The following is a 24,791-nucleotide window of genomic DNA, read 5'->3' on the forward strand; positions in this document are numbered from 1 at the left end:
GCCGACGGTCGGCGGGGCGTCCGGGAAGCGGGCGGTGGCACGCGGCGGCGGAGGCGTGGAGGCGGCGCCCGGGGCGCCGGCGGGCCCCGACGGGGCGGGGGGCCACCGGTCGTCAGCGCCCGCCGCCCCCGACACCTGCGGCGTGCCTGGACGGGACCGTGCGCCCGTGTCCGGCCCGGTGCCGTGGCGCGGCGGTGCACCCGCCTCCGGCATGGGGCCGGGGCCCGGCGGGGTGTCCCGCCGAGGGCGGGTACCGGGGGGCGGGGAAGTGCCCGGGCGCGGCGGCGCGACAGGACGGCGAGGTGTCCCCGGACCCGGCGAGGTGCCGGGGCGCGCGGCCGCGCCGGGACCCGTCGGCGTGTCCGTGTCGTGCTGGTCGCCGGGGGGCGTCGGCGTGCCGGGGCGGGGCGTCGGCCCCTCGCCGGAGGGCGCGGTGTCCGGGCGCGGCGGAATCCCGGGACGGCGCGGGGAGCCGGGGCCCGGCGGCATGGCGGCGGGGGTGGGCGGCACGCTCGGGCGGCGGGGCGCGGCGGCGGCCGGCGGTGTGGTGGGGCGCGGCGGAGGGAGGGGCCGGGACTCCTCGGCCGGGGTCGCGTCGACGGGGGGCGGGGCCGGGGGGCGCGGGGGGAGGGAGGCGCGGCGTGCTTCCGTGCTCATGCGCCCCCCGTTTCCTCGGGCCCTGGCCGGTCGTCCGGCGCGGGCCGGCCTTCTCCTGCCCGGGCCCGGAGCGGACTGGCCGTCCCGGGCACGCATACCCGCACGGGCGGACCGCCATCCCGGCGCGGGCCCGGGGCCCTGCCGCCCGGGCCGTTCCGCCGTGCGTGCGCGTCACTCTACGGCGTGCTCCCGCCCGGAGGGGAACCAGTCCACGGGCCTGTGGCATTGGCCCGGAACGTCCCCCTACCCTGCGGTAATCACGTCTGGCAGTCTTCGCTCATGACTGCGCACGCCGCCGACCGGGCCCGTTACGACCGTGCCACCGTCCATCTGGACGCCCCCGTGGCGATCGTGGACCTGGAGGCCTTCGACGCCAACGCGGACGACCTGGTCCGCCGGGCCGGCGGGAAGCCGATCCGGGTCGCCAGCAAGTCCGTACGCTGCCGCGCCCTGCTCGAACGCGCCCTGGCCCGGGACGGTTTCGCGGGCGTCATGTCCTTCACGCTGGCCGAGTCGCTGTGGCTGGCGCGCTCCGGGTTCGAGGACGTGCTGCTCGCCTATCCGTCCGCGGACCGCGCCGGGTACGCGGAGCTGGCCGCCGATCCCGAGCTGGCCTCCGCCGTGACCGTGATGATCGACGACCCGGCACAGCTGCGGTTCATCGACGCGGCCCGGGACGGCGGCCGTGAAGTGGTGCGGGTCTGCCTGGAGTTGGACACCTCGCTGAGGCTGCTCGGCGGACGGGTGCGGGTGGGGGCGCGGCGGTCCCCGCTGCACTCCCCCGCGCAGATCGCCGACCTGGCCCGGGCGGTGGCCCGCCGGCCGGGGTTCAAGGTCGTCGGTGTCATGGCGTACGAGGGGCATGTCGCAGGGGTCGGGGACGCGGTGGCGGGCCGGCCGCTGCGGTCGCGGGCGGTGCGGCTGATGCAGGCCGCCGCCCGCCGTGAACTCGCCGAGCGGCGCGCCGCGGTGGTACGGGCGGTGCGGGCCGTGGTGCCGGACCTGGAGTTCGTCAACGGCGGCGGCACGGGCAGCGTGCAGCACACCGCCGCGGAGGACGCGGTCACCGAGATCGCCGCCGGGTCCGGGCTGTACCTGCCGCGGCTGTTCGACAACTACACGTCGTTCAGCGGGCGCCCGGCGGCCCTGTTCGCCCAGCCCGTGGTGCGGCGCCCGGGCGTCGGGGTGGTGACCGTGCTCGGCGGCGGCTACCCGGCCTCCGGCGCGGCCGGCACCGACCGGCTTCCGGTGCCGTACCTGCCCGAGGGGCTGCGCTACGACCCCCAGGAGGGCGCCGGCGAGGTGCAGACGCCGCTGCTGGGATCGCCCGCGGACGACCTGCTCATCGGCGACAAGGTGTGGTTCCGGCACGCCAAGGCGGGCGAGCTGTGCGAGCGGTTCGACGCGCTGCACCTGGTGGAGGGGGACGCGGTGACGGCGACGGTGCCGACGTACCGGGGCGAGGGACGCACCTACCTGTAGGTCAGAGCGAGGGGCCGATGCTGCTGCCCACGCCGCCGCCCGTGCCCGCGTCGCCGACGGGCCGGATGCCCCGGGTGATCCGGTCCATGTCGGCGAGCGGCGGCCCGTCCTCGCCGGCGTCGAAGACGTAGCGGACGAGGACCGGGGACTCGGTGCCGACGGAGGACGGGAAGACCGTCGACTGCACGTAGCCGCCGGGGCCCTTGGCGGTCGTCACCCGCCAGCGCACGTAGTACCCGGCGCGTCCGGCGACCGCGACCGGCCCGGACCCGACGGCCTCGTGGGACTCGATGCCGCCGAAGCGCTCGCTGCCGAGCGCGTCGCGGCCGTAGGCGTCCTCGGCCGCGTCCTCGATGTCCTGCTTCGCGAGGGCCTCCGGGGAGCTCTCGGCGTTCGCGGTGACCGTGCGGGAGATGACGAGGCCGTGCCGGCACACGCCGCCGTCGCCGGGACAGTCGTAGGTGCCGTCCGTGGTCATCATGACGTCGTCCACGGCGACGTACTGCGGGCGCACCCAGCCGGCCGGCAGCGGGAAGGTGATGCCGTTGAGCTGGTCCTCGACGACGGTGGGGTCCTCCGCGGAGGGTTCGGAGGGGCTCGGCGAACCGGTCCGCGGTGCGGGGGGCGTGGAGGCCGCCGCGGTCGGCGGGGTCCGGGCCGTCGGTCCCGTGTCGTCGTCCTCGCCGAGGAGGACGACGCCCGTGGCGATCGCCGCGACCAGGACCGCCGCGGCGGCGGTGAGGGCAGCGGCCTTCACGTGCCGGCCGCCGCCCGGCCGCCGCGGCCCCGTCCCACCGCCCATGGCCGACGGGACGGGCACCGGTTGCGGGGGCGGTGGCACGGGCGCGCCGAAGCCCTCGGGCGCGCGCCGGTGTTCGGTCCAGGCGGTGCCGTCCCACCAGCGTTCCTGGTGCGGGGCCGACGGGTCGCGGTACCAGCCGGGCGGAGGCGTCATGCTCATCCCGGCACTGTAGGACGCCACGTGCGGCGATCTACAGCGGTGTGACGTACGCCCCGGAGATCCCGCCGTCCACGAGGAAGTCGGTGGCGTTGACGAAGGAGGAGTCGTCGCTGGCCAGGAACGCGACGGCGGCGGCGATCTCCTCGGCCTCGGCGAAGCGCCCGAGGGGGATGTGCACGAGCCGGCGCGCGGCCCGCTCCGGGTCCTTGGCGAACAGCTCCTGGAGCAGCGGCGTGTTGACCGGGCCGGGGCACAGGGCGTTGACCCGGATGCCCTCCCGGGCGAACTGCACGCCCAGCTCCCGGGACATGGCGAGGACGCCGCCCTTGGAGGCGGTGTACGAGATCTGGCTGGTGGCGGCGCCCATGCGCGCGACGAAGGAGGCGGTGTTGATGATCGAGCCCCGGCCCTGACGCCGCATGTAGGGGAGGGCTGCCTTGCAGCACAGGTAGACGGAGGTGAGGTTGACCTCCTGGACACGCTTCCAGGCCTCCAGGCCGGTCTCCAGGATGGAGTCGTCGTCGGGCGGGGAGATGCCGGCGTTGTTGAAGGCGACGTCGACGCTGCCGTAGGTGTCGTACGCCGCCGCGAACAGCGCCTCGACCTGCCCGGGATCGGTGACGTCGGCCCTGACGAAGAGGCCGCCGGTCTCCTCGGCCGCCGCCTTGCCCCGGGTCTCGTCGACGTCGCCGCAGACGACGTGGGCGCCCTCGGAGGCGAGCCGGCGGGCGGAGGCGAGGCCGATGCCGCTGCCGGCCCCGGTGACGACGGCGGTACGGCCGACGAGCCTGCGGCAGACGACTGCCTCGGTGGCTTCGGTGGCTTCGGTGGCTTCGGTCACTGTGCGGGGCCCTCCGTGCTCGTCGGGACGTTGCTGAGGAAGACGTTCTTGGTCTCGGTGAAGGCGGTCAGCGCGTCCGGGCCCAGTTCGCGGCCCAGCCCGGACTGCTTGAAGCCGCCGAACGGCGTCCAGTAGCGGACGCTGGAGTGGGAGTTGACGGACAGGTTCCCGGCGCGCACGGCGCCCGACACGCGCAGGGCGCGGCCGAGGTCCCGGGTCCAGACCGAGCCGGACAGGCCGTAGTCGGTGGCGTTGGCCAGGCGGATCGCGTCGGCCTCGTCCTCGAAGGGCAGGACGACGGCGACGGGGCCGAAGACCTCCTCGACGGCCACGCGCGCGTGCGGGTCGACGCCGGTGAGGACGGTGGGCGGGAACCAGAAGCCGGGGCCGCCCTCGGGGGCCTTGCCGCGGATGCCGTCCGCGCCGTCGGGGACGTAGGAGCGGACGCGGTCGAGCTGGGCGCGGGAGATGAGGGGGCCCATGTCGGTGCTCTCGTCGGCGGGGTCGCCGACGCGGACGGCTTCGATCGCGGGGGCGAGGAGGCCGAGGAAGCGGTCGTGGACGTCGCGTTGGACGAGGATGCGGGTGCGGGCGCAGCAGTCCTGGCCGGCGTTGTCGAGGAAGGACAGGGGGGCGGCGGCAGCGGCGGCCTCCAGGTCGGCGTCGGCGAAGACGATGTTGGGACTCTTGCCGCCGAGTTCGAGGGTGACGGGCTTGAGGAGGGCCGCGCCCTTGGCCGCCACCCGCCGGCCCACGGCCGTCGACCCGGTGAAGACGATCTTCGCCACGCCCGGGTGTCCGACCAGCGCGTCGCCCGCGACCGGGCCGTGGCCCGGCAGCACCTGGAACAGGCCCTCCGGCAGTCCCGCCTCCAGGGCCAGTCCGGCCAGGCGCAGCGCGGTCAGCGGGGTCGTCTCGGCGGGCTTGAGGAGGACCGCGTTGCCGGCCGCGAGGGCGGGGGCGGTGCCCCAGGCGGCGATCGGCATCGGGAAGTTCCAGGGCGCGATGACGCCGACGACGCCGAGCGGTTCGAGGAGGGTCACGTCGAGCCCGCCGGCGACCGGGATCTGCCGTCCGGTGAGCCGCTCCACTCCCCCGGCGGCGTAGTCGAGCAGGTCGCGCACGTTGCCCGCCTCCCAGCGGGCGTTGCCGACGGTGTGCCCGGCCTCCGCGACCTCCAGCAGGGCCAGTTCCTCCAGGTGCTCGTCGACGACGGCGGCGAACCGGCGCAGCAGCCGGGCCCGGTCGCCGGGCGCGAGCGCGGCCCAGGCCGTCTGGGCGCGGGCGGCCCGTACGACGGCGGCGTCCACGTCGGCGGCGGACCTGGCGGGGACGGTCGCGAGGACCTCTTCGGTGGCGGGGTTCAGTACGCGCAGTTCGCCGGACGACTCGTCGGGCAACTCGTCGGACAACGGGGACCTCACAGGCGTTCGAAGGAGCGGCGCAGCTCCCAGTCCGTGACCGCGGCGTCGAAGGCGTCCTGTTCGACGCGCGCCATGTTGCGGTAGTGGGCGACGACCTCGTCCCCGAAGGCGGCCTTGGCGAGGGTGCTGTTCTCCCAGAGCTCGGCGGCCTCGCGCAGGGTGGTCGGGACGTGCGCGAAGTCGGCGGCGTAGGCGTTGCCCGGGCAGGGTTCGGGCAGCTCCAGGCGCTGTTCGACGCCGTGCAGGCCGGCCGCGACCATGCCGGCCACCGCGAGGTACGGGTTGACGTCGCCGCCAGGGAGCCGGTTCTCGAAGCGCAGGGAGCGGCCGTGGCCGACGACGCGCAGGGCGCAGGTGCGGTTGTCGTGCCCCCAGGCGACGGCGGTCGGGGCGAACGAACCGGGCTGGAAGCGCTTGTAGCTGTTGATGTTCGGGGCGTAGAGGAGCGAGAACTCCCGGAGCGCGGCGAGCTGTCCGGCGAGGAAGTGCCGCATGACGTCGGACATGCCGCCCTCCCGGTCGCCGGGCATGACGCTGTTCCCGTCGGCGTCCGTGAGGGAGAGGTGGACGTGGCAGGAGTTGCCCTCGCGCTCGTTGTACTTGGCCATGAAGGTGAGCGACATGCCCTCCTGGGCGGCGATCTCCTTCGCTCCGGTCTTGTAGACGGCGTGCTGGTCGCAGGTGACGAGGGCCTCGTCGTAGCGGAAGGCGATCTCGTGCTGGCCGGGGTTGCACTCGCCCTTGGCGGACTCGACGGTGAGGCCGGCGCCGGCCATCTCGTTGCGGATGCGGCGCAGCAGGGGTTCGACGCGGCCGGTGCCGAGCACCGAGTAGTCGATGTTGTACTGGTTGGCCGGTGTCAGGGCGCGGTAGTTCGCGTCCCAGGCCTGCTCGTAGGTGTCCCGGAAGACGATGAACTCCAGCTCCGTGCCGACCTGGGCCCGCCAGCCGTGTGCGGCGAGGCGGTCCAGCTGGCGGCGCAGGATCTGGCGGGGCGCGGCGAGCACCGGGGAGCCGTCGTCCCAGGCGAGGTCGGCGACGGCCAGGGCCGTGCCCTCGTTCCAGGGCAGGCGGCGCAGGGTGACCGGGTCGGGGCGCAGGGCGAAGTCGCCGTAGCCGCGGTCCCAGGAGGACATCGCGTAGCCGTCGACGGTGTTCATGTCGGTGTCGACGGCGAGGAGGTAGTTGCAGCCCTCGGTGCCGTGCTCCAGGACCTCGTCGAGGAAGAACCGGGCGGCGAACCGCTTGCCCTGCAGGCGTCCCTGCATGTCGGGGAAGGCCAGGACGACGGTGTCGATGTCACCGCCCGCGACCAGGGCGTGCAGTTCCCCGACCCCGAGCGGGGGTGTGCGGTCTGCCACGGAGGGGCCTCCTTCCGACCGGGCCCATAAGGTATTGCCGGGAACCATTGCTTGGGAAGGGGGCGCGACCGTATGCCGGAGGGGAACGGGGGGCGCGTGCCGGACCGGCTCGCGCCGGTGCTGCGGCCGGTGCGGGCCGGCAACGGCTTCGAGGAGGCGCTGGAGCAGATCCTCCAGGTGGTCCGCCTCGGCCTGGTGCCGGCGGGCGGACGGCTGCCGGCCGAGCGGGAGCTGGCGGGGCGGCTGGGGGTCAGCCGGGTGACGCTGCGCGAGGTCCTGAAGGTGCTCCAGGACCAAGGACTGCTGGAGGCCCGGCGCGGCCGCTACGGCGGCACGTTCGTGCTGCCCCGCCCGGACGCCGGCGGCGAGGACGAGCTGCGGCGCCGGATCGCCGGGGTCGATCTGGAGGACGTGCTGCGCTTCCGGGAGGTGCTGGAGGTGGGCGCGGCCGGGCTGTGCGCCGCGCACGGGCTGACGGACGGGCGGGCGACGCGGCTGCGGGCGGCCCTGGACGCCACGCGCGAGGCGCCGCTGACGGAGTACCGGCGGCTGGACACGATGCTGCACCTGGCCCTCGCGGAGCTGTCCGGCTCGCCGACGCTGGCCGCGCAGTACGCGGCCGTGCGGGCGAGCGTGAACGGCCTGCTGGACTGCATCCCGCTGCTGGTGCGCAACCTGGAGCACTCCCAGCGGCAGCACACCGCGCTCGTGGCGGCCGTGCTCGACGGGGACTCGGACGGGGCGCGGGAGATCATGCGGGAGCACTGCGCGGGGACGGCCGCGCTGCTGCGCGGGTTCCTGGCGTGAGCGTGCCGCCGCGAGGGCGTCACGTGCGCGGGCCGGACGGAAAAGGTATGGCAACGGTCCTTTACCGGGAGGTCGGATGGCCGGCAGACCACTGATCGGCGTCAGTACGTATCTGGAGTCCGGGGCGCGCTGGGGGGTGTGGGAGCTGGAGGCGGCGCTGCTGCCCGCCGGGTACCCGCGGCTCGTGCAACGGGCGGGCGGACTGGCCGCCATGCTCCCGCCGGACGCGCCGGAACATGCCGCCGCCACCGTCGCCCGCCTCGACGGCCTGGTGATCGCGGGCGGCCCCGACGTGGAGCCGGTGCGCTACGGCGCCGAGCCCGGCCCGCGCACGGGCCCGCCCGCACGCGCCCGCGACACGTGGGAGCTGGCGCTCATCGGCGCGGCCCTCGCGGCACGCGTCCCGCTGCTGGGCGTCTGCCGGGGCATGCAGCTGCTGAACGTCGCCCTGGGCGGCACGCTCGTGCAGCACATCGAGGGCCACGCGGAGGTGGTGGGCGTGTTCGGCGGCCACCCGGTCACGCCGGTGCCGGGGACCCGGTACGCCGGCATCGTGCCGGAGGAGACGTTCGTGCCGACGTACCACCACCAGGCGGTGGACCGGCTCGGCGCGGGTCTGATCGCCTCGGCGCACGCGGCGGACGGCACGGTGGAGGCGGTGGAACTGCCGCCCGCCGACGGCTGGGTCCTGGGCGTGCAGTGGCATCCGGAGATGGGCGAGGACACCCGGGTGATGCGGGCCCTGGTGGCCGCGGCGGGAGCCGTCGGCCCCGGCTGACCGGACCGTGCCCGCCGGGCGGGCCGTCCCGCCGTCCCGGTCCCGCCCCGCGGGCTCATCCCCGGGTCAGCGACAGCAGCCGCCGTGCCGGTCCCGTGGGGCGATGGCCCGTGGGCCATACGGCGCGCAGGTCGCGGGCCAGGGCGACGTCCGCCACGGGCACGCTGACCAGACGGCGTGTCGTGAGTTCCTCGCCGACGGCGAGTTCGCTGAGGACCGCCGGGCCGGCGCCGCCGACCGCGGCGGCCTTCACGGCGGTGGTCGACGACAGCTCGATCAGGGGACGGGCCAGGCCGCCGAGCGCCGCCTCGAGGACCTGCCGGGTGCCCGAGCCCTCCTCCCGCAGGATCAGCGGGGTCGCCGCCAGCTCCTCGGCGGCCAGGGGGCGGCGGCGCCGGGCCCACGGGTGGGTGGGTGCCGCCACGACGACGAGGCGGTCGTGGGCGATGACGGCGGAGTCCAGGCCCGCCGGGACGCTCACACCCTCCACGAACCCGAGGTCGGCCTCGTCGGCGAGCAGCCGCTCCGCCACGGCCGCCGAGTTCCCGGCGAGCAGCGACACGGCGGTGTCCGGCAGCTGGCCGCGCAGCGCCACCAGCCAGCCCGGCAGCAGATACTCGGCGATGGTCATGCTCGCCGCCACGCGCAGCCGCGAGTCCCGCCGGTCCCGCAGCGCCTGCGCGCCCGCGTCGAACGCCTCGGCCGCCTCCACGATCCGGCGCGCCCAGTCCGTGACCAGCGCGCCGGCGTCGGTGAGCCGGGAGCCGCGCGGCGAGCGGTCCACCAGGGCCACCCCCAGCCGGCGTTCCATCGAGCGGATGCGGCTGCTGGCGGCCGGCTGGGTGATGCCCAGCTCGCGCGCGGCGCCGCCGAGGCTGCCCAGCCGCGCCACCGCCAGCAACAGCTCCATGGCGCCGAGATCCGGCACCCGGTGCGAGAGCGAACCCGCCGCGTGCCGTCCCGGCTCGCCCTGACCGCCCTCCCCGCTGCCCCTGACGTTCCCGCTGGTCATAACTACAGCTTATGCCCTCATAGGAGCATGGCCCCTGGTCAGGGGCCTCGGGCGCCGAGACCGTAGGACCATGGTCACCGCAGCCCAGCCACTGTCCCCCGGCTCCGCCCCCGTGCGGCGTTTCCCGCCCGTCCGTCATCTCGGCCCGAACTGGTACGCGTGCGTCATGGGCACCGCCGCCGTCGGCACCGCGGGCGCCGCGCTCCCCTGGCACGTGCCCGGTCTGCGCGCCGTCTGCACCACCGTCTGGGCGCTGTCCCTGGCCCTGCTGGCGGCCCTGCTCGTGGCCCGGTCCCTGCACTGGCGGCACCACCGCGACCAGGCCCGCGCCCATCTGCTGGATCCGGCGGCGGCCCCCTTCTACGGCTGCCTCTCCATGGCCCTGCTGGCGGTCGGCGGCGGCGCCGTGACCGTCGGCCGGGACTGGACCGGCGAAGCGGCCGCGGTCGCCCTCGGCGCCGTGCTGTTCACCGCCGGTACGGCGACCGGGCTCGCGGCGGCGGTCGCCGTCCCGTACCTGATGGCCGTACGGCACCGGATCGAGCCGGGCCAGGCCGGCCCGGTGTGGCTGCTGCCGCTCGTCGCGCCGATGGTGTCCGCGGCCGTCGGCCCGCTGCTGGTCCCGCACCTGCCGCCGGGACAGCCCCGCGAGACGCTGTTGCTCGCCTGTGTCGCGATGTTCGGGCTGAGTCTGCTCGCGACGCTGGTGACGCTCCCGGTGATCCACGGGCGGCTGATCACGGGCGGCCCGCTGCCCCTCGCGCTCACCCCGACGCTGTTCCTGGTGCTGGGCCCGCTCGGGCAGTCCACGACCGCCGCGGGCAAGTTCGCGGACGTGGCGCCCGGCGTCCTGCCCGGCCCGTACGCCGAGGGGGTCGCCGTGTTCGCCGTCCTGTACGGCGTCGCGGTGATGGGCTTCGCTCTGATGTGGCTGGGCCTCGCCGCCGCGCACGTCGTGCGAGCCCGGCGCCGGGGCATGCGCTTCTCGATGACGTGGTGGTCGTTCACCTTCCCGGTGGGCACCTGTGTCACCGGTGCCGAGGCGCTGGCCCGGCACACCGGTCTGGTCGCCTACGACGTGCTCACCCTCGCCCTGTACGCCCTGCTCGTCGCCGCCTGGGCGGTCGCCGCCGCGCACACCGCGCGCGGTGTGGTCAGCGGCGCGCTGCTCCGAGGGCCGCGCCCAGCAGCCGGGGCGCCTCGGCCAGTGACGGCCCGTACCACGTGAGGCACCGTCCGTCGACGAGGGCGCAGGGCAGGCCGGGGAAGGCGTCCGGCCCGTCGTCGGCGGTGAAGCGGTACGGCTCGTCCGGCAGCACCACGACGTCCGGACGGGCCGCCCGCAGTTCCTCGACCGGGACCTTCGGATAACGCTCGGCGTGCCCGGCGTACAGGTGGTCGACGCCGAGGCGGGCGAGCACGTCACCGGCGAAGGTGTCGCGGCCCAGCACCGTCCAGGGCCGGCGCCAGACCGGTACGACGGCCGTGGCGCGGTGCTCCGGGGCGGGCAGCGCCGACCAGGCCTCCTGGGCCGCGTCCAGCCACCGGGGCCGGGACGGCGCGCCGCAGGCCGTCAGCACCCGGGTGAGTTCCGTGAATGCCTGCGCGACGGTGCGCACCTCGGTGACCAGGACCTCGGCGCCACCCGCGCGCAGGGCGTCCAGGTCGGGGGCCCGGTTCTCCTCCTCGTTGGCGAGCACCAGGTCGGGGGCGAGAGCGAGGATCCGCCCGACGTCCGGGTTCTTGGTGCCGCCGACCCGGGCGGCGTCGAGGCCGGCCGGGTGCGTGCACCAGTCGGTGGCGCCGACCAGGGCGCCGGGGACCGTGCGGGCCACGGACTCCGTCAGGGACGGCACCAGGGAGACGACCCTCACCGCGGCCTCACCGGCGCGGCCGGTCCCGTACGGCCTCGATGTGCTCGGCGACGGCGACGACGATCAGCCGCGTGTCGGGCACCGTCGCCCGCCAGCGGTGCCGTACCCCGCCGGTCAGGTAGAGGGTGTCGCCGCGTCCCAGCCGGTAGGCGCGCCCCTCGGCCTCGATCTCCACGGCGCCCTCGGCGACGAACATCAACTGGTCGTTGCGGTACTGCAGTTCCCGGCCGGCGTCGTGGTCGCCGGTGAACTCCGAGGCGTGCATCTGGTGGTGTCCGCGCACCAGGGACCGCACCCGGGGCGCGAGCTCGGGGTCGGGGTCCTCGGCCCGGACGACGTCCACGCTGCACGCGGGGTCGGCGGCGGCGAGCAGCTCCACGGCGGTGGTGCGCAGCGCGTCGGCCACCTTCTCCAGGGAACTCTGGCTGGGGCGGGCCCGGTCGTTCTCGATCTGGCTCAGGAAGGGCACGGACAGGCCGCTGCGCTCGGCGACGACGGCGAGCGTGAGCTCCAGGGTCCGGCGCCGTCGCCGTACGGCCGCGCCCACTCGAAGGTGCTGGTCTTTGTGGTCGCCCATCGCTCCGGCTCCCTCCTTCGCCCGTCGCCGTCGTACCGCCGTCCCGTGCCGGGGCGCCGTCCTCCTGTCCAAGGAGTTCTCTGCACCCTACGCATGTTCGGCAAACCGTTTCACGCGGCCGTCACATCGCTGTCACGGTGCGGTGGCCGCGACCTCACAGTTCGCGCCACGCGACGAGCCGCCCGCTCCGTATGTCGGGCGTCTTACCGGTTCAAGGCGCGGGCGACTCCGCGTGTTCCCGCCGGTCCGCCCCGCCCTCACCATCGGGGTTCGGGTGGTGGCATGGCGCTCCGTGGTTGTCCGGATCCTAACCATGTTCCGGCGGGAACGACCCGAGGGGTGGGTCCCCGCGCTTGTCGACAGCGCGGGAACCCACCCCTCGGGGGCGTTCGGCACGGGAGGCCGTACTACTGCGGGTCCGCCCGGGTCACTGCGGTGTCATCCGCCCGACCAGGTCCGGGTGCTCCTTCAGCCAGTCGGCCACCGCCTGCTCCTCGTGGCCCTGGCCGCGGTCCTTGATCTCGGCCTCCAGGCTGCCGAGCTCCTCCTCGCTCATGCGGAAGTTCTTGATCCACTCGGTGAGCTGCGGGTACTGCCCGGGGAACGCCTTGCTGGAGATGGTGCGGATCGTGTTGCCCTCGCCGAAGGCCTTGTGGGGATCCTTCAGCTTGGTCAGCCCGTACTCGCTGTACGCCCAGTGCGGTGACCACAGGGCGACGGCGACCGGCTCGTGCTTGGCGTAGGCCCGCTTGAGCTCGGCGAGCATCGCGGGCGTGGAGCCGTCGACGACCTCGTACTCCTTGTCGAGGCCGTAGGCCGGCATGACCTCGTCCTTGAGCAGCTGCATCTCGCCGGTGCCGGGCTCGATGCCGATGATCTTCCCGTCGAAGAGGCCGGCCCTGCCCTTGAGGTCCGCGAGGGACCTGACGTCCTTCACGTAGGAGGGGACGGCGATCTCCAGGGAGGTCGGCTGGTACCAGGTGCCCAGGTCGGTGAGCCTGTCCTTGTTCTTGTCCCAGTAGTTCTTCTGGGCGTGGGGCAGCCAGGCGTCGAAGTTGACGTCCAGATCGCCGGAGGCCAGACCGGTGTAGACCGGGCCGACGTCCATCTGCTTGAGGTTCAGCCGGTAGCCGCGCCGTTCCAGGACGTTCTTCCACAGGTAGGTGACGGCGACGTCCTCGTCCCAGGGGAACCAGGCGACGTCCACGGGACGCTTGGCCTCGGCCGGAGTGGCGCCGGTCCCGGAGGAGACCGGGGCCAGCTTGTCGACGACGCCGGGGTTGGCCTTCAGCCAGGCGCGGACGGCGTCCTGCTGCCCGCCCTTGCCGGCCTTGTTGATCTCGGCCTCCAGGCTGGTGAGCTGCTTCTCGGTCATCGAGAAGTTCTTCAGCCACTCGCCGACGACCGGGTTGTCGTCGGCGAAGCCCTTGCGGGACAGCGTGTGCACGCCGTCGCCCTTGCCCCAGGCGCCCTTCGGGTCCTCGAGCTTCTTCAGCTCGTAGTCGTTGTACGCCCAGTGCGGCGACCACAGCGTGGTGACGATCGGCTTCTGCTTGGCGTAGGCGCGCTTGAGCTCGGCGAGCATCGCGGGCGTGGAGCTGTCGACGACCTTGTACTCCTTGTCGAGGCCGTACTCCTTGAGCACCTTGCTCTTCAGCAGGGCCATCTCGCCGGCGCTGGCCTCGATGCCGGTGATCCTGCCACCGAAGAGGCCGGCCTTGCCCTTGAGGTCCTCGAGGGAGTTGACGTCCTTCATGTACGCCGGGACGGACAGCTCCAGGGACGTCCGGTCGTACCAGGCGCCGAGGTCGTCGAGCTGCTTGCCGTACTTCTTCCAGTACTGCTCGTGCGTGGTCGGCAGCCAGGCGTCGGTCTGGAAGTCGACGCTGCCCTGGGCGAGCGAGGTGTAGAGCGGTCCGGCCTCGAACTGCTTGACGTCGACCTGGAAGCCGCGCCGTTCGAGGACCTCCTTCCACAGGAAGGTGGAGGCGACGCCCTCGTCCCAGGGGATGTAGCCGATGCTGACCTTCTTGCCCTGGCCGACGTTCTTGTCGGAGGCCACGGCGGGGGCGCCGCCGTCGCCTCCGCCGAAGACGCCCATGCCGCCGGCCACCAGCGCGAGGATCACGACGCCGACGGCGGCGACCTTGGGGTGGGGCCGGTAGGACCAGATCCTCAGGCCCTGCGCGCCGCGGGCCCTGGCGGCGGCGCGCCGGCCGAGCGGGGAGACCTGGGTGCCCAGGGCACTGGTCATGCGGTCCAGGTAGATCGCGAGGATCACGATGGCGACACCGGCCTCGGAGCCGAGGCCCACGTTGAGCTGGCCGATGGCCTCGTTGACGTCGCCGCCGAGGCCGCCGGTGCCGACCATGCCGGCGATCGCGGCCATGGACAGGCCGAGCATGATGACCTGGTTGACGCCCGCCATCACCGTGGGCAGGGCCAGCGGGAGCTGGACGCGCAGCAGGGTGTTGCGGGGCGTGGTGCCGAAGGCCTCGGCGGCCTCGACCAGTTCCTTGTCGACCTGCCGGATGCCCAGCTCGGTCATGCGCACACCCGGGGCGAGCGCGAAGATCAGGGTGGCGACGATGCCCGCGGAGGCGCCGGTGCCGAAGAACAGGATCGCCGGGATGAGGTAGATCATCGCGGGCAGCGTCTGCATGAAGTCCAGCACGGGCCGGACGATGCCGCTGACCCGGTCGGAGCGGGCCGCCCAGATGCCCACGGGCACCGAGACCACCAGGGCGATGATCGTGGCCACGAGGACCAGCGCCAGGGTGACCATCGCGTTCTCCCACAGCTCCATGGAGACGATGAACGCCAGTCCGAGGAACGTGAGGACACCGGCGACCGTGCCGCGCAGCCAGAAGGCGATGACCGCGAAGATGCCGGCGAGCAGCAGCGGTTCGGGGGCCTGGAGGACGGCGTTGATGCCGTCGTAGGTGCCGGTGAAGACCGTCTTGAAGAAGTCGAAGAGCCACGCGACGTGCGCGAGCAGCCAGTCGACAGCGCTGTTGACCCAGTCGCCGAGCGGGATCCTAGGCACGGGACATCACCTTCTCCGGGCCCTTCTCGCGCGGCGTGGCGCAGGTGCCGGCCCCGCCCTTCTCCTCGCCCAGGAAGGCGACGAGGCGCCGGGCCGGGACGACGCCGACGAGCCGGTCGTCGGCGTCGAGGACCGCCACGGGGTGCGGGACCCGGGCGCTGATCGCGCACAGTTCGGTGAACGGCGTGTCGGGCGTGGCCGTCTCGCAGTCGCAGTCGGCCTCGTCGCCGCTCAGGTCGGTGTCCATGACGGAACCGGCGGTGAGCACGCGGGAGCGGTCGACGTCCTGGGTGAAGGAGGCGACGTAGTCGTTGGCGGGGCGCATGAGGATGTCCTGCGCGGTGCCTGTCTGCACGATGCGGCCGTCGCGCATGACGGCGATGCGGTCGCCCAGGCGCATGGCCTCGTTGAGGTCGTGGGTGATGAAGACGATGGTCTTCTTCAGGGTCTTCTGGAGCTCGATCAGCTGGTCCTGCATGTCACGGCGGATCAGCGGGTCGAGGGCGCTGAACGACTCGTCCATCAGCAGCAGGTCGGCGTCGGTGGCGAGCGCGCGGGCCAGGCCGACACGCTGCTGCATACCGCCGGACAGCTCGTCCGGCCACGACTTCTCCCAGCCGGCCAGGCCGCACAGGGCGAGCGCCTCGTCGGCGCGGCGTTCGCGCTCGGCGCGGGGCACGCCCTGCACTTCGAGGCCGTAGGCGGCGTTGTCGCGGACGCTGCGGTGGGGGAAGAGCGCGAAGTGCTGGAAGACCATGCTGATCTTCTTGGAGCGGACCTCGCGCAGCTGTCGCCCGCTGATCTCGGTGAGGTCCTGACCGCCGAAGCGGACGTGCCCGGCGGTCGGCTCCAGCAGGCCGTTGAGCATGCGCAGCAGCGTGGACTTGCCGGACCCGGAGAGCCCCATGACGACGAAGATCTCGCCGGGCTCCACGGTGAAGGAGGCGTCGATGACGGCGGCCGTGACGCCGTCGGCGCGCAGTTCCTCCCGGTCGGCCGACTTGCGCAGTCGTTCGACCGCCTGGTCCGGTTTTCTGCCGAACACCTTGTACAGATGTTCGGCCTCTAGCCTCGCTGACACGCTTACCTCTTGGCTCGGGGGCAGGGACAGGGATACGAAGCCTGACTAACAGTTGAACGAATCAACCAGCTACGACCCGGCTGCGCGCCTGCCCCGAACGCCCCGACCCAAACTCAGGAGTGACCCGGCTCACACCCCCTCCCCCGCTCCCCCGCACGACCTGCGGCATGATGCGGGGCGTGACCGGACGACTGATGCTCCTCGACACCGCATCCCTCTATTTCCGCGCCTACTTCGGCGTACCGGACTCCGTGAAGGCCCCCGACGGCACACCGGTGAACGCGGTGCGCGGACTCCTCGACTTCATCGACCGCCTGGTGAAGGACCACCGCCCCGACCACCTGGTCGCCTGCATGGACGCCGACTGGCGTCCGCACTGGCGGGTGGAGCTGATCCCCTCCTACAAGGCGCACCGCGTCGCCGAGGAACGCCCGGCGGGCCCGGACGCCGAGGAGGTGCCCGACACGCTGTCCCCGCAGGTGCCGGTCATCGAGGCCGTCCTCGACGCGCTCGGCATCGCCCGCGTCGGTGTGCCCGCGTACGAGGCGGACGACGTGATCGGCACGTACACCGCCCGCGCGAAGGGACCGGTGGACATCGTCACCGGCGACCGGGACCTCTACCAGCTCGTCGACGACGCCCGCGGGGTGCGCGTGCTCTACCCGCTCAAGGGCGTCGGCACGCTCCAGCTCACCGACGAGGCGGTCCTGCGCGAGAAGTACGGCGTCGACGGCCGCGGGTACGCCGATCTGGCGCTGCTGCGCGGCGACCCGAGCGACGGCCTGCCGGGCGTGGCCGGCATCGGCGAGAAGACGGCCGCCAAGCTGCTCGCCGAGTTCGGGGACCTCGCCGGGATCCTCGCGGCGGTCGACGATCCGGCGGCGAAGCTCACGCCCTCGCAGCGCAAGCGGCTGACCGAGGCCCGGCCGTACCTCGCGGTCGCCCCCAAGGTCGTCCGGGTCGCCGACGACGTCCCGCTGCCGGACGTCCCCACCGCGCTGCCGCACACCCCGCGCGACCCCGCGGCACTGGAGGAACTGGCGGCCCGCTGGGGCCTGGGCGGATCCCTGCGGCGACTGCTGGCGACGCTCGCCGCCTGAGCGTGCCGCCGTGCGCGGGCCGTGCCCGCGCACGGAATCAGCCCCCCGGCGAGGGGAAGCCGTACGGTGCGCCCGGGGACTCGGACAGTTGTGGGCACCGAGGTCCCGACTGGGACAGGGATGCTAGGTTAGGTAAACCTAACTCAGGGACTGGGAGGCCGTCATGGCAGAGCGTCCGGGCCGCAGGCCGCGCACGCCGCACACCGCGCAGGTCGTCCGCACCGAGCGGCTGACCCCGCACATGCAGCGCGTGGTCCTCGGCGGTGAGGGACTCGCCGGGTTCTCGGCGGACACCTGTACCGACCACTACGTGAAGCTGCTGTTCCCCGCCGAGGGCGTGACCTATCCGGAGCCCTTCGACCTGGAGCGGATCCGCGAGGAGTTCCCGCGCGAGCAGTGGCCGGTGACCCGGACCTACACGGTGCGCCAGTGGGACGCCGAGCACCGCGAGCTGGTCCTGGACTTCGTGATCCACGGTGACGAGGGGCTGGCCGGGCCCTGGGCGCAGCGCGTCCGGCCGGGCGAGACCGTCCGCTTCATGGGCCCCGGCGGCGCCTACGCCCCCGACCCGGCCGCCGACTGGCATCTGCTCGCGGGCGACGAGAGCGCGCTGCCCGCGATCGCCCGGTCCCTGGAGTCGCTGCCCGACGGCGCCCGCGCGTTCGCCTTCGTCGAGGTCGAAGGCCCCGAGGAGGAGCAGAAGATCGACTCCGCCGTGGAGGTCGTCTGGCTGCACCGCGGTGACCGTCCGGTGGGCCGGGCCCTGGTCGAGGCCGTGCGCGGTCTGGACTTCCCCGAGGGCCGGGTGCACGCGTTCGTGCACGGCGAGGCGGGCTGCGTGAAGGAGCTGCGCAGGCTGCTGCGGGTGGAGCGGGAGATCCCGCGCGAGGACCTGTCCATCTCCGGCTACTGGCGGCTCGGCCACGACGAGGACGGCTGGCAGGCGTCCAAGCGGGAGTGGAACGCCCGCGTCGAGGCGGAGCAGGAGGGCGGCGCGTCGGCCGCGTAGGGTTCGGCGCGATCCCTCGCAGGCCCCGCGCGCCGGTACGGCAGGGCTCGGCGCTCACCCGTCGGCCGTGACCCCGGCCGCACGGGCCGCCCGGCCCCGCCCCGGTGCAGCGGTCCGCGCAGCCGCCACCACCGCGGCACGCCGGGCACCGCACACGGCACTTCAGCGCCGGGCACAGCACCCGGGGGCCGGCATCCGCGCCGGCCGCGCGACGGCCCCCGCCCCGTCCCGCGCGTCCCCGGCGTACGGCACCGGCGGCCGGAGCGCCCCGTCTCAGTCGCCGCGCACGCGCGCGTGCAGGTGCATGTCGTGCCAGCCGTCGGGGTGGAGCGCGGCCCGTCGTTTGGTGCCCTCCAGGGCGAATCCGGTCTTCCGCGCGACGCGGCAGGACGCCTCGTTGGCCACCGAGTGGAGAAGTTCCAGCCGCTGGAAGCCGATCTCGTCCAGGGCCCAGCGGGCGAGCGCGGCCGTGGCGCGCGGGGCGACGCCCCGGCCGCGGGCCGCCGCCGTCGTCCAGTAGGCGACCTCGGCGACCCCGTCGCCGAGCACCACCTCCCGCAGCGCCACCCGGCCCAGGAGCGTGTCGGCCACCGCGTCGGCGACCGCCCACTGCGGCTCCTTCTCCTGCTCCCAGGCCCGCTGCCACTCGGCGATCCAGCCGCGCACCTCCTCCTCGGAGTCGGCGGCACGGATGTGCCACCGGTGCATCGCCGGGTCCTGGAAGGCGGCGTGGACGGCGGGCGCGTCCTCGGCGCGCCACGGGCGCAGGACCAGACCGTCACCGGCCGGGATCACGGGCTGCGCGGTGGAGGAGAGGGTGCCGGGCGCGAGGACGGGGCTCGTCAGGTAGGGCATGACCGGCATCCTGCCCGTGCCTCCGGTGTCCGGACCACCCGTTTCCCGCGGTCCTGGCCCGCCTCGTACGCTGGCACCCGATGAGACGCCGTACGCCTCCCCCGCCCTCGCCCCTCCCCCAGCGCCACGGGGTGGACCCGGTGCGGGTGCGACTGCCCGCCGCCGGGCCCTGGGCCACGGTCCGCGAGCACCTGGTGGAACGGCTGTCCGGCGCGGGCGCCGGCACGGTGGACGGCATGTTCGACGCGGGCCGGATCGTCGGGGCCGACGGACGGGCGGTGGCGGCGGACGCGCCGTACGAGCCCGGGATGTACGTCTGGTTCCACCGCGACCTGCCGCCCGAGGCGCCGGTGCCGTTCCCGCTGGAGATCGTGTACCGCGACGAGCACATCGTCGTCGCCGACAAGCCGCACTTCCTGGCCACCACCCCGCGCGGCGGCCACGTCGCCGAGACCGCGCTCGCCCGGCTCCGCCGCGAACTGGGCATCCCCTCGCTCGCCCCCGCGCACCGCCTGGACCGGCTCACCGCCGGACTGGTGCTGTTCACGGTCCGCCCCGAGGAGCGCGGCGCCTACCAGTCGCTGTTCCGCGACCGGCGGGTGCGCAAGGAGTACGAGGCCCTCGCTCCGTACGACCCCGCGCTCGCCCTGCCCCGGACCGTACACAGCCGGATCGTGAAGGAGCGCGGGGTCCTGACCGCCCGTCAGGTGGAGGGCGAGCCGAACGCCGTGACCCGCGTCGAGCTGACCGGGCACCGCGGCCCGGACCCGGCGGGCGCTCCGGCGCTGGGGCGGTACCGGCTGGTGCCCGCCACCGGGCAGACCCACCAGCTGCGCGTGCACATGAACGCGCTCGGCGTGCCGATCCTCGGCGATCCCCTCTATCCCGAGGTGGCCCCGCCCGCGCCGGCCGGTGACTTCCGGCGCCCGCTGCAACTGCTGGCGCGGGAGCTGGCGTTCACCGACCCGGTCACGGGGCGCGCGCACCGGTTCCTGAGCGGACGGTCCCTCGGGGCGTGGGCGGCGTACGGGGAGTGGTCCGGCCGTCAGTAGCCGCGCCACCAGAGCAGGAAGCGCTGCCAGGCCCCCTGGGGGCGGGCCGGCGCCGTCGGCTCGGGCGGCGCGGCCGTCGCCGCTGGAGCGGGGGGCGCGGCCGTCGCCGCGGTGGCGGCGGACGCGGGTTCCGGTGCCGGCGGCGGGGTGCCGACGTGCCAGGCGGAGCGCTGCTGCGGCTCGTCGGTGTGGCTCGGCCGCTGGTTCACGTCCTGCTGCGGCCGCGGTTCGAACCGCACCGGCAGTTCCACCAGGTGGCGTGACGCGATCGACGACCGCCAGACGAGTTCGTCCTCGTCGCAGTCGAGCCGCACGTCCGGCAGCCGCATCAGCAGCGCGTCGATGCCGGCGTCCGCGATGGCCCGCCCGATGTCCTGACCGGGACACTCGTGCGGGCCGCCGCCGAAGGCGAGGTGGGCGCGGTTGCCCTGCATGCTCGCGTCCAGGTCGGGACGGATGCGCGGGTCGACGTTGCCCGGTGCGATGCCGAACAGCAGTCCGTCGCCCGCGCGGATGCGCTGACCGCCCAGTTCCGTGTCCTGCTTGGCGAAGTAGGCGAAGACCGTGCTGAACGGCGGTTCGTCCCACAGGGACTGCTCGACCGCCTCGGGCACCGTCATCTGGCCGCCGCTGAGCTGGGCGCGGAAGCCCGGGTCGGTGAGCACGACGCGCAGCACGTTGCCGATGAGGTTGACGGTCGCCTCGTAGGCGGCGAGCAGGACCAGCCGCAGGTGTTCCCTGACCTCGTCGTCGGTGAGTCCGGCCGGGTGGGTGACGAGGCGGCCGGCGATGTCGTTCCCGGGCTCGGCCCGGCGGGCGGCGGTGAGCCGTCCCAGGGCTTCCATGACGTAGGCGTGGCTGGCGATGGCGGTCTCGGTGCCCTTGAGCGTGTCGCGGGCGGCCTCCACCATCCGGTCGTTGTACTCCTCCGGCATGCCGAGGAGCTCGCACATCACGCCCATCGGCAGGTGCTCGGCGAACTGGCCGACGAGGTCGGCGCGACCCTCCTCGCAGAACCGGTTGACGAGGCGCTGGGTGTGCCGCGTGATGTGCCGGCGCAGCCCCCGGTAGTCGATCTCGGACATGGCCCCGGTGACCGCGCCGCGCAGCCGCTTGTGCTCGTCGCCCTCGGCGTGCGAGCAGATCGGCTGCCAGGCGATGTGCGGCATGAGCGGATGGTCCGGTTTGACCATGCCCTCGTTGAGCGGGGTCCAGATGCGGCTGTCGCGGGAGAACTGGGCGGGGGTGCTCACCATGTGCAGGTTCTCGGCGTGGCCGAGGACCACCCACATCGGCACGTCGTCGTGGAGCAGCACCGGCGCCACCGGCCCGTACCGGTCGCGCAGCCGCTCGTAGAGCTCGTCCAGGTCGTCCGCCTCGTCGAGGCGGTGCAGTCCGCCCGGCCCGAGGCCGTGCGCGGGGCAGCCGGGGGGCGGGCCGGCCAGGGGGTCGCCCGGTGCGGTCGGGGCATGGCGTTCAGGCGTCACAGTGTCGCTCCGCGGAGAAGGTCAGGAGGTCGAGGAGGGAAGGGTGCGGGGTCAGGTGAGCGCGCCCTTCACGGCGAGGGAGTGCAGGAAGCGCATCAGCGTCATCAGGACGTCCCGGCTGGAGGCCCGGCGCCGTACGTCGCAGTCGAGGATGGGGATCTCCTCGGGCAGGTCGAGCGCGGCGCGCAGCTCCGCCACCGGGTAACGGGGCGCGTCGGGGAAGGAGTTGACGGCGACCACGAAGGGCACTCCGCGCTCCTCCAGCCGCCCCATGACGTCGAAGCTGACCTCGAGCCGGCGGGTGTCCACCAGCACCACCGCGCCGAGCGCGCCCTCGAACAGGCCGTTCCACAGGAACCAGAAGCGCTCCTGTCCGGGCGTGCCGAACAGGTACAGCACCAGTTGGTCGGTGATGCTGATGCGGCCGAAGTCCATGGCGACGGTGGTGGCGGTCTTGGAGGGGGAGCCGTAGTTGTCGTCCACGCCGATGCCCGCCTGGGTCATCGTCTCCTCCGTGGTCAGCGGCCTGATCTCGCTGACCGAGCCGACCATGGTGGTCTTGCCGACCCCGAAGCCGCCCACGATGACGATCTTCACGGCGGCCTCGGCCGTGTGCGGCAGCCGGTCCTCCGTCCGTGGGCCCGGAATCGTGTCAGAGCTTTTGAAGTCCATGCATCACCGCTTCGAGAAGGGATCGGTCGGCGACCTTCTGTCGGACGATCGGGGCGCGGGCCTGCACCAGCTCCGCCGTCAGCAGGTCGGTGAGCAGCACGGTCACCACGCTGAACGGCAGGCTCAAGTAGGCCGACAGCTCGGCTACGGACAGGGGTGCGGCGCACAGCCGCAGCAGGGCCGCCTGTTCGGGCGTGGCGGACACCGGCGGGTCGGCGCGGGCCACGATCAGCGTGACCAGGTCGATGTCGGCGCGCTCGCCGCCTGTGTCGCCGCCGATGACGAAGAGCCGCTCGGGGTTGCGGAGTTCGCCTTCTTTCGGCGGCGGGCTCGGCGCGGACGGGGCCTGGCCGGGGGATCGCCTCTGGCGTCGCGGAGGAGTCATACGGTCTGCCCGGTGCGCCGTGCGGGACTGGTCAGGTGGGGTCCGATGCGGGCGACGAGGTCGGCCATGCTGAGACTCATCCGGCCGGGTTCGCAGCGGACGTCGGAGAGCACGGCGAGGAAGGCGTTGGGACCGGCGGCCATCAGGTAGAAGTAGCCGCCGTTCATCTCGATGATGACCATCTTCATCTCGCCGTCGCTGGTGGGGATCTCCTGGGCGACGGCGCCCGCGAGGCTCTGCAGGCCGGCGCAGGCGGCGGCGACCCGGTCGGCGGCGTCCGGGTCACCGGAGTAGCGGGCGATGCGCAGGCCGTCGGCGGAGAGCACCACGATCATCTCGATGCCCGGGACGCCGTCGTAGAGGTCCCTGAGCATCCAGTCGAACTTGCCCTGCTGTTCGATCACTTGAGGTTCCCCTCGTCGTCGGCCGGGGCGCCGGCCGGCTGGTCGCTGGACTGCTGGTGGGCCTGGGTCAGGCCCGGATGCTGCTTGAGGCCCTCCCAGAAGGCCTCGACCCACTGCCCCGGCGGGGTCGCGGCGGCCGGCTCGGGCTCGGGAGCGGCCGGGACGCCGTTTCGGGCCCGCTCGGCGGCCTCGCGCGCCTCGCGCTCGGCCTCTTCGCGCTCCCAGGCCGCCTGCTCGGCGAGCCGCTGGCTGAGCGGTGTCCTGACGCGGCTGCGGCGCTGCGGGAGGCCGCCCGCCGTCCACTCGGTGACCTCGGGGACGTCGTCCTCGAGCGAGACCGTGGCCGGGATGCGCGGGCTGGTGGGGCGGCGCTTCTTGGGCCTGCGCTGGGGGCCGGGAAGGGCGTCGGGTCCCGGGGTGGGGATCGAGGTCGCGCCGATACCGTGGGCGAGCCCGACGCCGGGCTCGGTGGTCATCATCGTGCTGGGCACGATGAGGATGGCGCGGACCCCGCCGTACGCGGAGGCCCGCAGCGAGACGTCCATGCCGTACTGCGTGCACAGCCGGCCGACGACGGACAGGCCGAGGCGCGGGTGCTGGCTGAGGTCCTGCACGTCGGTGCCGCGCTTGGCGTCCTCGAGCAGGCCCTCGATGCGGGCGCGGGACTCCTCGCTGAGGCTGACGCCGGCGTCCTCGATCTCGATGCACACGCCGCTCTGCACCTCGGTCGCGGTGACGTGCACCTTGGACCCGGGCGGCGAGTAGCGGGTGGCGTTGTCGAGGAGTTCGGCCGCGGCGTGGATGACCGGCTCGACCGCGGTGCCCTTGATGTTGACCTTGGCGATGGAGGCCAGGTTGATCCGGCGGTACTCCAGGATGCGGGACATGGCACCGCGCAGCACGCTGTAGAGCGCGACCGGGTCGGGCCACTGGCGTCCGGGCCGGCCGCCGCCGATGACGGAGATGGAGTCGGCGAGGCGGCCGATCAGCGCGGTGCCGTGGTCGATGCGCAGGAGGTCGTCGAAGACCTCGGGGTTGCGGCCGTGGTCCTCCTCCATCTCGCGCAGTTCCTTGTTCTGCTGGTGGACGATCGCCTGGACGCGACGGGCGATGTCGACGAAGGAGCGCTCGGCGGACTCGCGCATGGCGTCCTGGTGGTCGATGATCGCGCACACCGCGCGGATGAGGCGGCGCTGGGGTTCGCCGAGGTCGGCGTAGGACGGGTCGAGTTCGTGCAGGTGTTTCATCACCTCGTTGGGGGTGTTCCCCCGGCGCATGTAGCGCACCGCGGCGGGCAGGATCTCGTCGCCGATGCGGGCCATCTCCTCGTGGTGGCCCGCCACCCGCCGTTCCAGGTACGCGCTGTGCCGGGCGTGTTCGGCGCGCACGTCCCGCAGGGTGCGGCCCCGGCGTACCGCTTCGGCCGCCGTCGCGATCACCAGCAGTGTGGCGACGGCGCCGCACCAGCCGACGGCGAGCCGGGCCGGTTCCGTCACCAGGGCGACGGCGGCCCCTGAGGCCGCGGCCATCAGTACGGCGGGGAGCAACAGCGTGCGCGCGTACGGAAGTTCACGGCGCCCTGGAGGGGAATCGACACTCACCATGTAGGCCCTCTGAAAAGGAGTCGGCGGGGACGGGGGAGCTTGCGGGGGGTACGCCTGGGAGTTACCGGAACCTTCGACGCATAGGGAACAAATGCGCGAATTCACCTCAACTCGGTGCGCTGCGGGCGAGCTTAGTCCGAGCGGATCATCGCCGCGTCATATTCGGCATGCACCTGAAACGAACACGGGGACTGGGATACCCTCGAGCCCATTTGCACGCTGGGGAGTCATTCGAGCACCTGGAGTAAGGACGCCCGGGTGCGCGAGGGACACGCACCGTGATGAGGGTCCGTCACGCCGGGGCCCTGGACGCGCGAAGGCC

Annotated in this window: 22 protein-coding genes; 7 read left to right on the plus strand and 15 right to left on the minus strand. The window is 73.8% G+C overall.

Annotation, left to right across the window (positions count from 1 at the left end):
- Positions 1 to 936 precede the first annotated feature (936 nt).
- A complete protein-coding gene (locus tag ACIRFH_RS22135; protein WP_403523339.1) occupies positions 937 to 2,139 on the plus strand; it encodes an amino acid deaminase/aldolase in 1,203 nt (400 codons plus the stop codon).
- 1 nt (position 2,140) lies between these two features.
- On the opposite strand, the gene ACIRFH_RS22140 is transcribed toward ACIRFH_RS22135, so the two are convergent.
- From ACIRFH_RS22140 to ACIRFH_RS22155, 4 genes are read right to left on the minus strand one after another with little or no spacing between them, the layout of a single operon-like run.
- Positions 2,141 to 3,094, minus strand: a complete 954-nt coding sequence (locus ACIRFH_RS22140) for a DUF2510 domain-containing protein (RefSeq protein ID WP_403523445.1) — start codon at positions 3,092 to 3,094, stop codon at positions 2,141 to 2,143.
- A gap of 37 nt (positions 3,095 to 3,131) precedes the next feature.
- Positions 3,132 to 3,941, minus strand: a complete 810-nt coding sequence (locus ACIRFH_RS22145) for a 3-oxoacyl-ACP reductase (protein ID WP_403523342.1) — start codon at positions 3,939 to 3,941, stop codon at positions 3,132 to 3,134.
- Positions 3,938 to 5,353, minus strand: a complete 1,416-nt coding sequence (locus tag ACIRFH_RS22150) for an aldehyde dehydrogenase family protein (protein WP_403523345.1) — start codon at positions 5,351 to 5,353, stop codon at positions 3,938 to 3,940. Before ACIRFH_RS22150 ends, ACIRFH_RS22145 begins: the two co-directional genes overlap by 4 nt.
- Positions 5,354 to 5,361: 8 nt before the next feature.
- Positions 5,362 to 6,726 carry a glutamine synthetase family protein gene (locus ACIRFH_RS22155; RefSeq protein WP_403523348.1) on the minus strand — a complete coding sequence of 455 codons (1,365 nt, stop codon included), beginning with the start codon at positions 6,724 to 6,726 and terminating at the stop codon, positions 5,362 to 5,364.
- A 72-nt stretch (positions 6,727 to 6,798) separates the two neighbouring features.
- Here ACIRFH_RS22155 and ACIRFH_RS22160 point away from each other — a divergent pair, with 72 nt between their 5' ends.
- Together ACIRFH_RS22160 and ACIRFH_RS22165 are read left to right on the plus strand one after the other, a co-directional pair.
- Complete coding sequence (locus ACIRFH_RS22160; protein WP_403523351.1) at positions 6,799 to 7,533, plus strand: FadR/GntR family transcriptional regulator; 735 nt, start codon at positions 6,799 to 6,801, stop codon at positions 7,531 to 7,533.
- Positions 7,534 to 7,609: 76 nt separating this feature from the next.
- Positions 7,610 to 8,311: a gamma-glutamyl-gamma-aminobutyrate hydrolase family protein gene (locus ACIRFH_RS22165; RefSeq protein WP_403523353.1), complete on the plus strand. Its 702-nt coding sequence runs from the start codon at positions 7,610 to 7,612 to the stop codon at positions 8,309 to 8,311.
- A gap of 55 nt (positions 8,312 to 8,366) precedes the next feature.
- Here ACIRFH_RS22165 and ACIRFH_RS22170 read toward each other — a convergent pair whose 3' ends face one another.
- Positions 8,367 to 9,221, minus strand: coding sequence for a LysR substrate-binding domain-containing protein (locus ACIRFH_RS22170; protein ID WP_403523448.1), 855 nt, complete (start codon positions 9,219 to 9,221; stop codon positions 8,367 to 8,369).
- A gap of 172 nt (positions 9,222 to 9,393) precedes the next feature.
- On the opposite strand from ACIRFH_RS22170, the gene ACIRFH_RS22175 reads away from it, so the two are divergent.
- Positions 9,394 to 10,551, plus strand: a complete 1,158-nt coding sequence (locus tag ACIRFH_RS22175) for a TDT family transporter (RefSeq protein WP_403523356.1) — start codon at positions 9,394 to 9,396, stop codon at positions 10,549 to 10,551.
- On the opposite strand, the gene ACIRFH_RS22180 is transcribed toward ACIRFH_RS22175, so the two are convergent.
- From ACIRFH_RS22180 to ACIRFH_RS22195, 4 genes are all read right to left on the minus strand, one after another.
- Complete coding sequence (locus tag ACIRFH_RS22180) at positions 10,478 to 11,197, minus strand: helical backbone metal receptor (RefSeq protein ID WP_403523359.1); 720 nt, start codon at positions 11,195 to 11,197, stop codon at positions 10,478 to 10,480. The genes ACIRFH_RS22175 and ACIRFH_RS22180 overlap by 74 nt on opposite strands.
- Before the next feature lie 7 nt (positions 11,198 to 11,204).
- Positions 11,205 to 11,774 (minus strand): helix-turn-helix domain-containing protein, encoded by a 570-nt coding sequence (locus ACIRFH_RS22185; RefSeq protein ID WP_403523362.1) that lies wholly within the window; start codon positions 11,772 to 11,774, stop codon positions 11,205 to 11,207.
- Positions 11,775 to 12,201: 427 nt separating this feature from the next.
- Complete coding sequence (locus ACIRFH_RS22190) at positions 12,202 to 14,820, minus strand: ABC transporter permease/substrate binding protein (RefSeq protein WP_403523365.1); 2,619 nt, start codon at positions 14,818 to 14,820, stop codon at positions 12,202 to 12,204.
- Positions 14,813 to 15,901 carry a glycine betaine/L-proline ABC transporter ATP-binding protein gene (locus tag ACIRFH_RS22195; protein ID WP_403523367.1) on the minus strand — a complete coding sequence of 363 codons (1,089 nt, stop codon included), beginning with the start codon at positions 15,899 to 15,901 and terminating at the stop codon, positions 14,813 to 14,815. Before ACIRFH_RS22195 ends, ACIRFH_RS22190 begins: the two co-directional genes overlap by 8 nt.
- A 194-nt stretch (positions 15,902 to 16,095) precedes the next feature.
- On the opposite strand from ACIRFH_RS22195, the gene ACIRFH_RS22200 reads away from it, so the two are divergent.
- Both ACIRFH_RS22200 and ACIRFH_RS22205 read left to right on the plus strand, forming a co-directional pair.
- On the plus strand, positions 16,096 to 17,001 hold the full coding sequence (locus ACIRFH_RS22200; RefSeq protein WP_403523451.1) for a 5'-3' exonuclease H3TH domain-containing protein: 906 nt from the start codon (positions 16,096 to 16,098) through the stop codon (positions 16,999 to 17,001).
- Between the two features lie 163 nt (positions 17,002 to 17,164).
- Positions 17,165 to 18,010: a siderophore-interacting protein gene (locus tag ACIRFH_RS22205; RefSeq protein ID WP_403523370.1), complete on the plus strand. Its 846-nt coding sequence runs from the start codon at positions 17,165 to 17,167 to the stop codon at positions 18,008 to 18,010.
- Between the two features lie 273 nt (positions 18,011 to 18,283).
- Here the strand turns inward: ACIRFH_RS22205 and ACIRFH_RS22210 are convergent, their stop codons facing one another.
- Positions 18,284 to 18,865 (minus strand): GNAT family N-acetyltransferase, encoded by a 582-nt coding sequence (locus tag ACIRFH_RS22210; RefSeq protein WP_403523373.1) that lies wholly within the window; start codon positions 18,863 to 18,865, stop codon positions 18,284 to 18,286.
- Between the two features lie 80 nt (positions 18,866 to 18,945).
- Between ACIRFH_RS22210 and ACIRFH_RS22215 the strand changes: the two genes are divergently transcribed.
- Entirely contained in the window at positions 18,946 to 19,917 is a 972-nt protein-coding gene (locus tag ACIRFH_RS22215) for an RluA family pseudouridine synthase (protein ID WP_403523376.1), read from the plus strand.
- Here ACIRFH_RS22215 and ACIRFH_RS22220 read toward each other — a convergent pair.
- From ACIRFH_RS22220 to ACIRFH_RS22240, 5 genes are read right to left on the minus strand one after another with little or no spacing between them, the layout of a single operon-like run.
- The gene (locus tag ACIRFH_RS22220; RefSeq protein WP_403523378.1) at positions 19,911 to 21,404 is read right to left on the minus strand and encodes a cytochrome P450; all 1,494 of its coding nucleotides are present in this window, start codon (positions 21,402 to 21,404) and stop codon (positions 19,911 to 19,913) included. The genes ACIRFH_RS22215 and ACIRFH_RS22220 overlap by 7 nt on opposite strands.
- 51 nt (positions 21,405 to 21,455) lie before the next feature.
- Positions 21,456 to 22,076 carry a GTP-binding protein gene (locus ACIRFH_RS22225; RefSeq protein ID WP_403523381.1) on the minus strand — a complete coding sequence of 207 codons (621 nt, stop codon included), beginning with the start codon at positions 22,074 to 22,076 and terminating at the stop codon, positions 21,456 to 21,458.
- A complete protein-coding gene (locus tag ACIRFH_RS22230) occupies positions 22,057 to 22,461 on the minus strand; it encodes a DUF742 domain-containing protein (RefSeq protein ID WP_403523384.1) in 405 nt (134 codons plus the stop codon). Before ACIRFH_RS22230 ends, ACIRFH_RS22225 begins: the two co-directional genes overlap by 20 nt.
- Positions 22,458 to 22,835: a roadblock/LC7 domain-containing protein gene (locus ACIRFH_RS22235; RefSeq protein WP_403523453.1), complete on the minus strand. Its 378-nt coding sequence runs from the start codon at positions 22,833 to 22,835 to the stop codon at positions 22,458 to 22,460. The genes ACIRFH_RS22230 and ACIRFH_RS22235 overlap by 4 nt, the downstream gene beginning before the upstream one ends.
- 26 nt (positions 22,836 to 22,861) lie before the next feature.
- Complete coding sequence (locus ACIRFH_RS22240; protein ID WP_403523387.1) at positions 22,862 to 24,469, minus strand: sensor histidine kinase; 1,608 nt, start codon at positions 24,467 to 24,469, stop codon at positions 22,862 to 22,864.
- Between the last annotated feature and the right edge of the window lie 322 nt (positions 24,470 to 24,791).

This window comes from Streptomyces sp. NPDC093586, from assembly GCF_044764905.1.
Lineage (GTDB): Bacteria > Actinomycetota > Actinomycetes > Streptomycetales > Streptomycetaceae > Streptomyces.

Excerpts from the sequence above, each read along its gene's own strand:
- ACIRFH_RS22235 (WP_403523453.1), bottom strand. The coding sequence starts at position 22,835 with ATGCTCAGGGACCTCTACGACGGCGTCCCGGGCATCGAGATGATCGTG.
- ACIRFH_RS22225 (WP_403523381.1), bottom strand. The coding sequence starts at position 22,076 with ATGGACTTCAAAAGCTCTGACACGATTCCGGGCCCACGGACGGAGGAC.
- ACIRFH_RS22140 (WP_403523445.1), bottom strand. The coding sequence starts at position 3,094 with ATGACGCCTCCGCCCGGCTGGTACCGCGACCCGTCGGCCCCGCACCAG.
- ACIRFH_RS22240 (WP_403523387.1), bottom strand. The coding sequence starts at position 24,469 with ATGGTGAGTGTCGATTCCCCTCCAGGGCGCCGTGAACTTCCGTACGCG.
- ACIRFH_RS22205 (WP_403523370.1), top strand. The coding sequence starts at position 17,165 with ATGGCAGAGCGTCCGGGCCGCAGGCCGCGCACGCCGCACACCGCGCAG.
- ACIRFH_RS22185 (WP_403523362.1), bottom strand. The coding sequence starts at position 11,774 with ATGGGCGACCACAAAGACCAGCACCTTCGAGTGGGCGCGGCCGTACGG.
- ACIRFH_RS22165 (WP_403523353.1), top strand. The coding sequence starts at position 7,610 with ATGGCCGGCAGACCACTGATCGGCGTCAGTACGTATCTGGAGTCCGGG.
- ACIRFH_RS22170 (WP_403523448.1), bottom strand. The coding sequence starts at position 9,221 with ATGGAGCTGTTGCTGGCGGTGGCGCGGCTGGGCAGCCTCGGCGGCGCC.
- ACIRFH_RS22230 (WP_403523384.1), bottom strand. The coding sequence starts at position 22,461 with ATGACTCCTCCGCGACGCCAGAGGCGATCCCCCGGCCAGGCCCCGTCC.
- ACIRFH_RS22160 (WP_403523351.1), top strand. The coding sequence starts at position 6,799 with ATGCCGGAGGGGAACGGGGGGCGCGTGCCGGACCGGCTCGCGCCGGTG.
- ACIRFH_RS22200 (WP_403523451.1), top strand. The coding sequence starts at position 16,096 with ATGCTCCTCGACACCGCATCCCTCTATTTCCGCGCCTACTTCGGCGTA.
- ACIRFH_RS22175 (WP_403523356.1), top strand. The coding sequence starts at position 9,394 with ATGGTCACCGCAGCCCAGCCACTGTCCCCCGGCTCCGCCCCCGTGCGG.
- ACIRFH_RS22135 (WP_403523339.1), top strand. The coding sequence starts at position 937 with ATGACTGCGCACGCCGCCGACCGGGCCCGTTACGACCGTGCCACCGTC.
- ACIRFH_RS22210 (WP_403523373.1), bottom strand. The coding sequence starts at position 18,865 with ATGCCCTACCTGACGAGCCCCGTCCTCGCGCCCGGCACCCTCTCCTCC.
- ACIRFH_RS22215 (WP_403523376.1), top strand. The coding sequence starts at position 18,946 with ATGAGACGCCGTACGCCTCCCCCGCCCTCGCCCCTCCCCCAGCGCCAC.